Genomic DNA, 12,026 nt, shown 5'->3' with positions numbered 1-12,026 from the left:
CTTCTAACTGTATATGGCATAACCCAAGAAATACAAAATTAGTATACATTAATCACTTTTCCTTCATTTGAACTTCTGGACATAATGTCCAACTGTAACTTTCATGTTCTTTTATCCTTAAAAAGGGAAAAAGCATTTATGCCTTTTCACATAAATGCTCCACTCCTGTAATTTTCTTGGTGAATACTGTCACTTTTTCCTTATAGAACTAATCCAGTCAAAAACAATTGGTATAATAATTGTACTTGCTACAAACTCAAGAATAGCAGTTGTTGCCTCCTCATTTCTAAATATTGGTTGGTATCGATTTATAACAACTGTACATACCAAAGCCAATATAATTGCTATACGAAAGCATATGGCTATCATTCTTTTATTAGTTAATTCAACTAACCGATCTGCTAATCTTCCCATGGTTATTTTTATCATTCTTCCCAAAACATAAGTATAACCAACTGCTGATTCTATCATAGATATAAAAACTTTAATCAACATAATTATCACATCTGCGACAAATGAAGCCGGTAATAATATATACATAATATAGCGTACTCGTGATTTTATCTGTTTGATATATTTCCAGTGCATTTCAAATATGGATTTATAACTTATTGATTTTTCTATCCTGTTTATCCAATTGTCTCCGTGCTTTTTCATTTTTTCACTGCAAAAAAGCTTTTTATTTATCCACCTCAACATTGTTATTGTATAAACTATCAAATCTGGAAACAGCCCACAAATGAAAAAAATATATATAGAAAATATCAAAATATATATTAATGCAATTCCAATATCAGATATATAAATATTATCAAACACATATATTTTTTCTACTAACTTTTCCCAAACATTAAATGCCCCTAAAAACCATACACCATATGCTAATAAATAAATTGACGTTCGTTCTTTTAAGGACAACTTTCTCCATATATGTTGGTATAATAATTATAATAAACAACCACATTAATCTTTTTATTTCAAAACAGATTCCAAAAACAATTAAAATAAAAACAATCAAAGATACAATAGTAATCATCATCTGTATCTTATCGTTTGAATCATTATCTATATAGACTTTGGAAGAATCACTTTTTCTCTTAGATTCTTTACACGAGTTAGAAAACCATTTTATTACATAATCTATCAATGTAAACACTATTGATAATATAAAAACAATGTTAAATACCCTTTCTAATATATTAAAAACAAACATTCTCCCCTAACCTCTCAAATATCCATGGACATATCTACAGTTGAATATTATATCAAACTCTTTATTGTCTCTCAATATTTCAAGAAAGAGAGAAGATAATGTTTTTTTCTAAAAACGATAATCTATATGCATCTACCATACTTATCATAATCTATGTTGGCTCTGATAAATGAGCACACTTCATCCATCCTATCCATTGTATCTGCTTTCTCGCCTGTGCCTGATAGAATGATAGGATAGGTAATCTCCCCTGTATTCTCTGTAGTATTCTCTGTATTTGTCCCACAAAATTTTGTATGAGGTGGTACATCGTTTTGTGGGAGGGTGGTACAAAATTTTGCAGGAGGGTCATACGAAGTTTTGTAGGGGGGTACAAAATTCTGTAGGAAGGTCATACAAAGTTTTGTAGGAGGGGGTACAAAATTTTGTAACAGGCTTATTTGCTTGGTTTTCTGCCTGTTTTTGTATTTCTTTCCCTGTGTTTTCTACATCTTCATCATCTCCAGGTGTATCCAAATATGTACATGTATAAAGTTTATCAACGCATAAATCTATGTACATAACATTATTTAAGACCATTGGGTCATGCTTGAATATACTCACGCCCTCTGCGGAAGTCTCTGCTGCTCGGACAGAATGCGGGATAACCGCACCAAATACACGGACGTTTCTGCCATAGATTTCTTCCACCATAGACTTAATTTCCTTTGCGTAATTGGTACGTCCAACCATCTTTGTAAAGACGATTCCCTCTATTCCAAGGTTTGGGTTCAGATATTTCTTTGTCCTTCCAATAGTGGTAATAAGCTGCTGCAAACCCTTTACGGAAAGGTACGCTGCTTCTATCGGTATGATGACCGAATCAGCCGCAGTCAGGGCATTCATTGTCACCATGCCAAGACTTGAATTGCAGTCAATCAAGATATAGTCATACAATTTTCTCACACTTGTTATGTACTCTTTCAATATGTACTCTCTCCGCATGGTATTTACCAATGTGACTTCCAGTCCGGAAAGTTCGATATTGCATGGAAGAAAAGATACTCCCTCCTCATGTACAATAACCCCTTCCCGCTTTCCATAATCTTCATCATTGATCACTTTACACATGATCGTCGAGAGAGTAACATCAAGCTCATCAGACTCTGCCACGCCAAGGCTTGATGAAAGGGATCCCTGACTATCCGCATCTATAAGTAGTACCTTCTTGCCTTCTCTTACCAAACCTATACCTAAGTTCACTGTTGTCGTAGTCTTTGCTACGCCACCTTTTTGATTCACGATTGCTATTACTTTACACATACCGTTGTACCTCCATTCCCTATCGAATCACCATGCCACTTCCTACATAGTGACATTTTTCTTCTACCTGCATAACGTTACTTGGTTTCTTACCAGAATCCTTTTTCTTTCTTGATACTTCTGCATACACACGTTTATATTTATCTGTTCCAACATTATCGAAAAAAGTTGAAACATTATTCACGTCAAATCGCTTATCTCTCTGAAGTAAACGTACAAACCAACGTATGTCATTTTTTGTCCCTTGAAGCCTTATCTTTAACATATTGACACCTCCTTGAATAGAAAATAAAAGGCAGGGATATTCAATATTTTGTAATTAAATATCCCTGCCAAATTGGCTATTTTATTCACTTTTATTCATCAAAGAATATTGTGTCCCTCGTGTCGACTCTATAGCCGACAACGACATGAATTCTGTCCACTATCTGCTTTTTATTCCTTTTCACATCGGTTCTGCCGAAATTGAAAAAGCTGCAAAAGTGCGTAAATTCAAGGATTTTCACGAATCTGTACGACGTAGCCCTATTATAGTCTCCACATGGAAGGACTGCTGTCTATGAATTACCTTGGTAAAGGGGAACTTATCCACACACCTTTTTACGATAGGTCTGAGCTATCGTTAAAAAGTATACCTTATTACCATCCTGCATTCATTGCATAAAAAATCACGACTACTTGCATTATCATTATTAATGGAACACCAACAGTGAAATAATCTTTCTTAGTCTTATGACGCAATAAATACATTGCCAATAAACTACCAATCGAACCACCAACAAAAGCTAAACCAAGTAACGTTACAATTCTAATTCTTGAACGATGCTCAGCTGCATTAACTTTATCAACTGCATAAGATGCGAACGCTATAAAATTGATGACTGCTAAATATATCAACAATATTTTATATTTTGCAAAAAATTCCCAAAATGCTAGTGTTATGTGATCCGCATGATGCCCCTTTACCATCAATAATATTATGACTTGTATCACAAATACACATGCGATAAACACTCTCGACATCATATTATCTTTGACAGCCTTGCGATCAAACAGTAATATTGCAAGCAATATACCGGCCGATCCGCCAATTAAAGACCAGATAGTTAAAATAGCATCAACTTGTCCGTTTTCAGTATGTGAGTACAAAAATATATTAAGCAGATACAGAAAAAATCCAATTATATTAACTCCAATAAGGTAGTATTCAAATATTCCTAAATTCATAATCTGTATCCTCTTTAGTGTCTATCCTTGAATGTATGATATTCTATCACAATTGGAACATCATACTTAAAAACTGCACCTTTTCTATAATTTGTGTTACTATTTATTCTCACACTTTCTACCGAGCCGTCCTTTTTTATCCAACCAGTTGTAAGATCATTTATGGGTTTAACAGAAATATTGATAAATCCCAAATTTGAAAGTTTCTTATGAACATCCATATAATTCAATTTTCGTAAATTTCCGTGTGTAAACGAAATTGTGATTTCTCGTTTTTCGTGGTAAGTAATGACCACCTCAGAATCATAAGGATACATTTCCTGTTGTGAAAAAACTGTAGTTCCATTAATCAATACACTTTCTACTTCTCCATCTTTAAAAATAGAATTCACATAAATATCTTTTTGAGACTTAAGATGTATATTCTTGAATGCTTGATTATACAGTCTATTTTCCACTTCTCTGTAGTTTTTGCCTACCAGTTGCTGTGTACTATAACCAATTGGCACCTTCTTCCTAGATGTGAAGAACGCCTTCATTCTTATTTTTCGAAGTTCTGATTTTTCCTTTAATAAAACTGATTTATCCTCGCGATCAAAGGCATCTCTATATGTAAATTGTTCACTGGAATAAGTGTGTGGCTCTTTTGTCTCGCTAGTATCTGTATGGTCATCACCACTTTCGTCCACAACCGAATATTCATGATCCCCAAAATATCTATGAAGTTTCGTGCCACAACATTCACATTTCCAATTATCATACTCTTCATCATAACCATACTGATCAGCTAAATCCGAATCGCACATTGGACAGGTATAATTTATCTCATCATCCTCTTCAGTTTCTTCTACCTGCTCAAACTCATCTGATGTATATTCACGATGAAGATGAGCACCACACTCTGTACATGTCCAATCGTAATTATACTCTGAATATCCCCATTGATCTTCCAAATTAGCATCACAATTGGGACAACATATTTTATCTTCTTCCACAACACTATAATCATCATCCGAGTAACTATGTGTCAGTTTCGCTCCACATGATGAACACTCCCAATCATCATATGCATTGAACCCGAACTGGTTATTTAATGTTGCTCCACATTCAGGACAGGTAAAATGCTTACCATCTATAATTTCATCCTCATTTATTCCATTTGTATGCCCACATTCTGTGCATGTCCACGTACCATAGCTATCAGAAAAACCATACTGTTTATTTAAGAGAGCACCACAATCGTCACAATACCATGCTACTCCCTCAAATGTATCACCATCATATACATCATCATCCATCAGTAGCTGCCCACATTCTGTGCATGTCCATGCTCCAAGCGATGGATCGAATCCATCTTGATAATTTAATGTAGCTCCACAATTAGGACAAAAATATTCATCCATTTCTCTTACCTCCACCTGTCATTTACTTTTTAGTAACTACTTTTCAGCTATAAATGACAATTTTGTCTCGTGTATATTCTTCAAACGTATTATCAACTTCGGCAAATACAACATTCATTTCCTCATATATCTTTCCTGTTACATAAGCATCTCTCATCGCAGGTTTCTCCATGACTGCCCATTTCAGCTGAGAATATGAATACTTCGTAAAAGCAATCCACTGAGGGTAATTGATTGCCATAGGGTTTTCTGTAAAGGCAACCTTTCCGGCATTTACCGCTGTTGCTGCAGAATGTCCTAAAAAAAGTATTGTTGCCAACTTTGGATGTTTTTCTCTATTTAATGAAACTGGAATTGAGTCTTTTATTGCATGACCTTCACTAATTCTTTTGAATGCATATCCCATTCGAACAATTACTTCTACAAGCATTGTTGGAATCGACATTGAACAGAAATGAATAAAGTCATATCCCTCGTAATACATTCCCTGCACTATTTCAGCGATGGTTTGATCATACTCACATATGTCCCCAAATTGGAGCAAATTGAATAAACTCATAAACGGTGCCGGCAGTCCCATTGATGTAGTGATATCTGATTTAAAATGAGCAATCTGCTTTGCCAGTGCCTTGAAGATTTCCGTTTCTTTTCTACCAGCATAATTCTCCATTACCTGGCTAACTACATTACCCGTCTTATCTATAGTTGTCATACGGCCAGTTAATATATCAGCAACACCAAAGATAAATCCTAATACCGGATCATGTCCTAACTGAAGTAATCTGTGGTAATAAGCAGATAAGCCTTCAACACGAATCGTTGTATGGCGATTATCCTGGGCATCGAATGGAACCTTACTTTCTTTTGAGTTAGCAAGTTTCTGCATTTCTTCTTCAGGAAATTTTCTATCAAAATAATCTCTAATATAATTAGACAGCGGTCCCGCTTTTAACCCTTCTGGAGTTTTTTCAGGAATGCCGACCATCAATATATCCACAGCAGCTCCAACCATTCCGGCAAGAGCTCCGATTGCCACATCAACTTTATCAAGATGATGTATTTGATTAAACTCTGCATTCATCAAGCGTACAACTTCTTTATTCTGTTGCAGTTCTTCCTCTGTGAATATAGATTCTATCTCACACTCGCCCACAACAAACTTATCTGCCTCTTCTAGGATCTCGTTCCAAGGACGCGCGACCACTACTCTACGTTTGTTCAGTGGTGCCAATGTCTCTTTACTTGATGGTAAATCGTACCCTCTACTTTTCAAGATTTTCTCTGCAGCAGAAGTATCAAATTGTGATGCATTATTTCTTTTTTCTTGGATTTCTTTTAACATCGCATCGTGATGTACAATTACCTTATTTATTTCCTGCTCAGTACTTCTGCTTTTATTCTTCATTATCTGATTCACCACCTTCGCTTGACTCCACAAGTGCATCACATAGGGAACTGTTTAATTTTTTCAAATACTCATTTTCTTCGGATAAGTCCTTATAGTCTTGAATCTGAGCATCTTGTTTCTGAATTGCATCCTTCTGAAGATTCTCTACTTCTTCATGACGCTTTTGCTCTTTCCGTCTTTTTCTCCATTGAATAAAATTAGTCATTCCCAGGGTTGTCAGGAGACCTAATATACCAACACCCGCTTCTTTCGGATGTTCTTCTATTCCGTTTACGAAATTATCTAATATATTATTCGAATTGTTTTGCATTTCTAATTCTTCGTTCTCCTGTTCCATCTGCACACCTCCGTTATGATGCTATTCCTAAATCTTTCTGCAAATCCGTTATTGCTCTTTGAAGTAGAATGTTTAGGCTTTGCAGATAATCCATTCGTTCTTTGTCTGCATCAGCTTCTTCTTTTAAAGCTTTAATAATTGCATCATGTTTACTTAAAGCTTCCTTATAAAGTCTCTCTTTTTCTTGGCGTAATTGTTTGTTTTTCAGATGTGAGGCAACTCCTACACCAACTCCTCCAAGGACGGCGACTGGTGCAGCAAGTACAAAAACTCCAGCTACCATTCCACCACCTACAATACCACCAGCAGCAGCGAGGCTAGAGGTTATTCCTGCGGCTGAGAGTCCCACAACCGAGCCCAAACCATACAAAGCAGCAAATGAACCTACTCCTCCAATACCTGCACCAAGTGCCCCAGCTAACACTTCTGGAATCGCACTTTCCCTTATTGTTCTCTTTTTATCATTAACAGCAGCAGCAGCCTCATTCACCACATTAACAATGGATTGAAGTGATTCTACGCTCTGAAAATTCATATTTTTCTTTTTGGTAATATAACCTCTTTGATGGTTGCTCATCACTTATCCCCCTTCCTCTTATCTGTGACCATAACTGCTTTTGCTAACCATCCTCCGACTGCAGCACCCACAATCGGTGCTCCTACCAAAGGAACTGCCATTGCACCTGCTACAACTGCTCCTGCAGTCTTCATCCACTCTTTGGAAACAGTCTCCCTTGTTGCAGTACCTGCTAATATTGATGGAGACATTAAGTTTGCTTTCTCAAGCAATTCATTATAATCAGCCTTCGAATAATTCTCCGGATGATCAATTAGCATATCTAGGAGAATTTTAACCATCTCTGTTTCCTCCGGATGCTTTACAATCTCTGCATCAATCACACTTCTCATAGCAATATACTGTGTCTTCGTCAGTTTGTTTCTTCCACTTTCGATATTATTTATCGTCTGACGGGTAACACCAATCTGTTCACCAAATTCAGATGCAGTCCACCCAATAGCCCTACGAATCAATAATAAATTATCTTGCATTCTCTGAATCTCTACCATTGATGTATCCTCCTGTTGAAAACATAATATTACTTGACAATATATTTGTCAATGTACATTGTATGAACAACAAAAATAACCTCACTACCAAGAATTTCATCTTAGTAGTGAGAACAGTTCACTCAATATATTTATCTTAAAACATTGATTTCCATCTTTGCCTTAAAGCAGACCACAAACTTATCGTCATAGATCTGTATCTGCTCGATGTATTTTCTAACCAATTTATCATCATACTCTGTTATCTGAGTATCCTGTGTTTTAACGTATGCTGCCAGTTCATTGATTCGTTGTCTAGTACCTTCAGTCTGAGCATGCTTTACCAAAATCAGCTGTTTATTCTGTCTTAGTTCTTCCATTTCATCAGCACATTTTGAATAGTCTTTTTTGCCATGTACCAATGCCAAGAGTTCCTTCTGCTTTTCTGCAATGGTCTTGTTAATTTCCTCGATTTCATCAGAATTGTCTTGGCTGATAACTTCCAGAATATTCTCTTCCAGAATAGCTATCACATCCTTGGAACTCTCCAAGACCGCATTCATGGCATCGATAACTGCCTTTTGAAGTTCCTCCTCTGGCACTGTCGGTGCGGAGCAAGCCGATGGTCCCTTTTCCACCCTTGTGCAGCATCTCCATACAATTGATTTCTTTCCTCTATTATTCCAAGCTACTCGTCTGTAAATATCCCCACATTTCATGCAGGTACAAATACTTGAGAGTGCATATCGACTAGAATAAATCCTACGCTTCTGCCCATCTCTTCCGCTTGTCATATTGGCTCGCCTTAACATTTCTTCTTGAACCTGTGTGAAAACATCTCTAGGTATGAGTGCTTCCTGACTGTTTTTTACATAATACTGAGGAACCGTTCCATCGTTTTTAATCCTGGTTTTTTCAATAAAATCCGTGGTGATGGTCTTCTGCAGAAGTGCATCACCAATGTATTTCTCATTTGAAAGAATTCCGCGAACCGTACTCATATGCCATTTATAACGTTTTCCTCCGGTTTTAATATGATCTCGTTCCAGTCCCATTGCGATATCTCTAAAGCTTGCCCCTTCCAAATACTCTCGGAAGAGCTCTGTCAAAAAGTATCAGGCCATACAAAATGCTGTGTGCAACGATCATCGTACTAGAGGTATGTTCCAGTTCTACGGTGCCAATCGTACCGGTCGCTGGGCAGGCCGCTTGATCCAGTTACAGAACCTTCCTCAAAACCACATATGAGTACGTAAAGAAAATGCAGGCATACGCCAAAGAACTCTACAACAAGAATTATCGTTAATTTACGAGCAGCGGCCGGACACCAACTCTCCGGTCGCTGTTTTTCTTATTTCTATTATCGTTATAGGGTGAACCCCAAGGTTCATTTTCTCTTGTTATCTATCCCCTAGTGTCAACCCTGCATTATGGACCAATTCCCACAAAGCCATTTTCAAGCATAAAAATAAAGGCTTTCCAGCAGCCAATCGTACTCAATAACGATAGCTCTCTGAAAAGCCTTTTATTTACTACATTATTTTTACTTCTTAGGGTTCACTTTTGACATCAAAACTACCGTCTCCACATGCCCCGTATTCACAAACTGATCCACCGCACATGCCTTTTTCACATAATATCCATGCTCCTGCAAGGTCACAAGATCTCTTGCGAGAGAAGTTGGCTTGCAGCTGATATAGACAATCTCAGCTACACCGTAGTTGATGATCTTAAGGAGAGCCTTTGGATTGATGCCATCTCTCGGTGGATCGAGGATGATAAGATCCGGTTTTTCCTCGATGATGTCGATGACCTTTAAGACATCGCCTGCGATGAATTCGCAGTTATCAAGTCCGTTGCTCTTTGCATTTTCTCTTGCAGCTTCGACTGCTTCTTCCACGATCTCTACGCCGATAACCTTGGATGCAACCGGTGATAACATCTGGGCGATCGTTCCGGTTCCGCTGTATAAGTCGAAGATCAGCTTGTCCTTGGTATCTCCGGCATATTCACGGGCTTTGCTGTACAGCCGTTCCGCGCTCTTTGTATTTGTCTGGAAAAATGAGAATGGTGAGATCTGGAAATGCAGTCCCAGCACCTCTTCCTCGATATAATCTCTTCCGTATAACAGCGTTACCTTCTCCGGCACAACAGCATCCGCCAGAGAATCATTTGCCGTATGGAGAATACCAATGATTGTTCCGTCAAGCGGAAGTGCCAGAAGCCCTTCTACATATGCATTCAGATCCAGATTCTCTAATCCGTCCGTGCTGGTTACAAGATTTACCAAAAGTCCGCCATTTGTCTTGGACTGGCGAAGCACCAGATGACGAAGCAGTCCTACATGCTGCATTTTCTTATGGTAGGACAGGCCATGCTCCCTTGCAAATTCCATCGTATAGGAAACAATCCTGTTATAATCTTCGCTTACGATCACGCAATTACAGACAGGAACGATATCATACATGCTGTTTTTCTTATGAAGCCCCAGCACCAACGGGCCATCCTTATATTCGTCGCCAAATGAATACTCCATCTTATTCCGGTATGCAGTTGTAACTGGCGAGCCAATGATGCCCTCCCAATCATATGGATGTGCCTCTGAATCGATCACACCGTCTAACAGCTTCTTCACCTGTCCTGCCTTTAATTCCAACTGATGCTCATAGCTCATGGTCTGGTATGCACAGCCGCCGCAAATGCCAAACTGTGGACATGGTGGTACTGCATCTTCGATCTCGGAGCGTTCCAGCACATCCAACAGACGTGCTTCTGCCTTATCCTTCCGCACCTTGGATACCATACAGGACACCTTTTGTCCGGGCAGTGCTCCCTTCACGATCACTTTTTTGCCATCCAGTTCAAAGCTTCCCTTATTTGGGAAATCATAGTCTTTTATAACACCTTCTATAATCTCTCGTTTCTTCACAGCCGACCTCTTTCTTGTCTCTAATAATCTCTACTCTTCCCGGTCGCCCCACATATCTTCAAATATGCTGCGCATCCGACGTTTCGGTTTCAGTTCATTTTCCGCAAAAAATGGTGTTCCATGCTGGTCAAATTCCAGCAGCATGTATTTACCATTCATGCCATCACGCGGATATGCCAGACTGCCCGGATTTACGATATAAGCACCGCCATATCGTTCCAGATTCTGGACATGCGTGTGTCCATACATCACAATATCGTAACCATCATATTTGACCAACTCCTGTAAGTAGTCTGTTCCGTAATGTACATTGTATCTGTGTCCATGTGTAATGAACACTTTATACCGACCGATCATGAATTCCTCCTGCATCGGAAGATCAGAGGTCCAGTCATTATTCCCGGCAACCATGTGGATCGGGCAGGTTACATTGTCATAAATATATTCTTCATCTCCGCAGACATCCCCCAGATGGATAAACATATCGATGTCACCCACTGTATCTAAGACATCCCGAATCGTATTGGTTCTTCCATGTGTATCACTAATTATCAGTATTCTCATTTATAACTTCCTTTATCAAACGAAGTGCGTTTCCTCTATGGCTGATCGTATTCTTTTCTTCCGGTGACAGCTCTGCTGTGGACTTGCCATACTCCGGCAGGAAGAAGATCGGATCATAGCCAAATCCATTCTCGCCGCGTTCTTCATATCCAATGATTCCTTCGATCGTGCCACGTCTGGTAATGGTCTTTCCATCCGGAAATGCAGCCGCGATCGCACATACGAATCTTGCAGTACGCTTCTCATCCGGAACACCGGCAAGCTTGTCAATGATCGCTTTATTCTTGATCCGGTATGAGGTGTCTTCCCCCATAAATCTTGCAGAGTAGATTCCAGGTGCTTTATCAAGATAGTCTACCTCCAGACCGGAATCGTCCGCAAGCACCAGACAATTTGTCATCTTACGGATCGCCTCTGCCTTGATGATGGCATTTTCTTCAAATGTTTTTCCATCTTCTACGATGTCAGCCTGAATTCCGGCTTCCTTCATCGACAGGATCTCATATCCACAATCCGCAAGGATCATGCGGATTTCTTTCATCTTATTCTCATTACCCGTAGCAAAAATCAATTTCTTCATCTTGTCTTCTCCTTTT

At 38.6% G+C, this 12,026-nt stretch carries 12 protein-coding genes and 2 pseudogenes; 1 reads left to right on the top strand and 13 read right to left on the bottom strand.

The features are described 5' to 3' along the window. Positions 1–189: 189 nt before the first annotated feature. The 10 genes and pseudogenes from DWW85_RS07305 to DWW85_RS07250 all read right to left on the bottom strand — a co-directional run bounded on the left by DWW85_RS07305 (position 190) and on the right by DWW85_RS07250 (position 8,992). Positions 190–918, bottom strand: a complete 729-nt coding sequence (locus DWW85_RS07305; protein WP_147340903.1) for a hypothetical protein — start codon at positions 916–918, stop codon at positions 190–192. A gap of 874 nt (positions 919–1,792) precedes the next feature. After that, positions 1,793–2,515: pseudogene (locus DWW85_RS07290) on the bottom strand (AAA family ATPase); the annotation flags it as partial. 19 nt (positions 2,516–2,534) lie between these two features. After that, positions 2,535–2,780, bottom strand: coding sequence for a hypothetical protein (locus tag DWW85_RS07285; RefSeq protein WP_008402103.1), 246 nt, complete (start codon positions 2,778–2,780; stop codon positions 2,535–2,537). A 374-nt stretch (positions 2,781–3,154) separates the two neighbouring features. Beyond that, positions 3,155–3,742 (bottom strand): DUF1294 domain-containing protein, encoded by a 588-nt coding sequence (locus DWW85_RS07280; protein WP_117808196.1) that lies wholly within the window; start codon positions 3,740–3,742, stop codon positions 3,155–3,157. 14 nt (positions 3,743–3,756) lie between these two features. Beyond that, a complete protein-coding gene (locus DWW85_RS12705; RefSeq protein ID WP_181986542.1) occupies positions 3,757–5,145 on the bottom strand; it encodes a hypothetical protein in 1,389 nt (462 codons plus the stop codon). Positions 5,146–5,188: 43 nt separating this feature from the next. Then, positions 5,189–6,550, bottom strand: a complete 1,362-nt coding sequence (locus DWW85_RS07270) for a hypothetical protein (protein WP_117808195.1) — start codon at positions 6,548–6,550, stop codon at positions 5,189–5,191. Continuing rightward, positions 6,540–6,890, bottom strand: coding sequence for a hypothetical protein (locus DWW85_RS07265; RefSeq protein ID WP_117808194.1), 351 nt, complete (start codon positions 6,888–6,890; stop codon positions 6,540–6,542). Before DWW85_RS07265 ends, DWW85_RS07270 begins: the two co-directional genes overlap by 11 nt. A 13-nt stretch (positions 6,891–6,903) precedes the next feature. Next, on the bottom strand, positions 6,904–7,467 hold the full coding sequence (locus tag DWW85_RS07260) for a hypothetical protein (RefSeq protein ID WP_117808193.1): 564 nt from the start codon (positions 7,465–7,467) through the stop codon (positions 6,904–6,906). Then, complete coding sequence (locus tag DWW85_RS07255) at positions 7,467–7,958, bottom strand: helix-turn-helix transcriptional regulator (protein WP_117808192.1); 492 nt, start codon at positions 7,956–7,958, stop codon at positions 7,467–7,469. The genes DWW85_RS07260 and DWW85_RS07255 overlap by 1 nt, the downstream gene beginning before the upstream one ends. A 131-nt stretch (positions 7,959–8,089) precedes the next feature. Then, complete coding sequence (locus DWW85_RS07250; RefSeq protein WP_242996087.1) at positions 8,090–8,992, bottom strand: recombinase zinc beta ribbon domain-containing protein; 903 nt, start codon at positions 8,990–8,992, stop codon at positions 8,090–8,092. 40 nt (positions 8,993–9,032) lie between these two features. On the opposite strand from DWW85_RS07250, the pseudogene DWW85_RS13105 reads away from it, so the two are divergent. Next, positions 9,033–9,182, top strand: a pseudogene (locus tag DWW85_RS13105) (DNA polymerase); the annotation flags it as partial. 298 nt (positions 9,183–9,480) lie between these two features. Here the strand turns inward: DWW85_RS13105 and rlmD are convergent. The 3 genes from rlmD to DWW85_RS07230 are packed head-to-tail and all read right to left on the bottom strand — an operon-like array spanning position 9,481 to position 12,010. Further along, a complete protein-coding gene (gene rlmD, locus DWW85_RS07240; RefSeq protein WP_117808191.1) occupies positions 9,481–10,866 on the bottom strand; it encodes a 23S rRNA (uracil(1939)-C(5))-methyltransferase RlmD in 1,386 nt (461 codons plus the stop codon). A 30-nt stretch (positions 10,867–10,896) separates the two neighbouring features. Next, entirely contained in the window at positions 10,897–11,430 is a 534-nt protein-coding gene (locus DWW85_RS07235; protein ID WP_117808190.1) for a metallophosphoesterase, read from the bottom strand. Continuing rightward, a complete protein-coding gene (locus tag DWW85_RS07230) occupies positions 11,411–12,010 on the bottom strand; it encodes an XTP/dITP diphosphatase (protein WP_117785740.1) in 600 nt (199 codons plus the stop codon). Before DWW85_RS07230 ends, DWW85_RS07235 begins: the two co-directional genes overlap by 20 nt. Between the last annotated feature and the right edge of the window lie 16 nt (positions 12,011–12,026).

It is taken from the genome of Clostridium sp. AF17-21AC (genome assembly GCF_003461365.1).
In the GTDB taxonomy this organism is placed as follows: Bacteria; Bacillota; Clostridia; order Lachnospirales; family Lachnospiraceae; genus Coprococcus; species Coprococcus ammoniilyticus.
The sequence above is the reverse complement of the archived record's forward strand: the minus strand, read 5'-3'. Positions and strand labels throughout refer to the sequence as shown.

Excerpts from the sequence above, each read along its gene's own strand:
- DWW85_RS07260 (WP_117808193.1), bottom strand. The coding sequence starts at position 7,467 with ATGAGCAACCATCAAAGAGGTTATATTACCAAAAAGAAAAATATGAAT.
- DWW85_RS12705 (WP_181986542.1), bottom strand. The coding sequence starts at position 5,145 with ATGGATGAATATTTTTGTCCTAATTGTGGAGCTACATTAAATTATCAA.
- DWW85_RS07280 (WP_117808196.1), bottom strand. The coding sequence starts at position 3,742 with ATGAATTTAGGAATATTTGAATACTACCTTATTGGAGTTAATATAATT.
- DWW85_RS07285 (WP_008402103.1), bottom strand. The coding sequence starts at position 2,780 with ATGTTAAAGATAAGGCTTCAAGGGACAAAAAATGACATACGTTGGTTT.
- DWW85_RS07235 (WP_117808190.1), bottom strand. The coding sequence starts at position 11,430 with ATGAGAATACTGATAATTAGTGATACACATGGAAGAACCAATACGATT.
- DWW85_RS07270 (WP_117808195.1), bottom strand. The coding sequence starts at position 6,550 with ATGAAGAATAAAAGCAGAAGTACTGAGCAGGAAATAAATAAGGTAATT.
- DWW85_RS07265 (WP_117808194.1), bottom strand. The coding sequence starts at position 6,890 with ATGGAACAGGAGAACGAAGAATTAGAAATGCAAAACAATTCGAATAAT.
- DWW85_RS07255 (WP_117808192.1), bottom strand. The coding sequence starts at position 7,958 with ATGGTAGAGATTCAGAGAATGCAAGATAATTTATTATTGATTCGTAGG.
- DWW85_RS07230 (WP_117785740.1), bottom strand. The coding sequence starts at position 12,010 with ATGAAGAAATTGATTTTTGCTACGGGTAATGAGAATAAGATGAAAGAA.
- DWW85_RS07250 (WP_242996087.1), bottom strand. The coding sequence starts at position 8,992 with ATGGGACTGGAACGAGATCATATTAAAACCGGAGGAAAACGTTATAAA.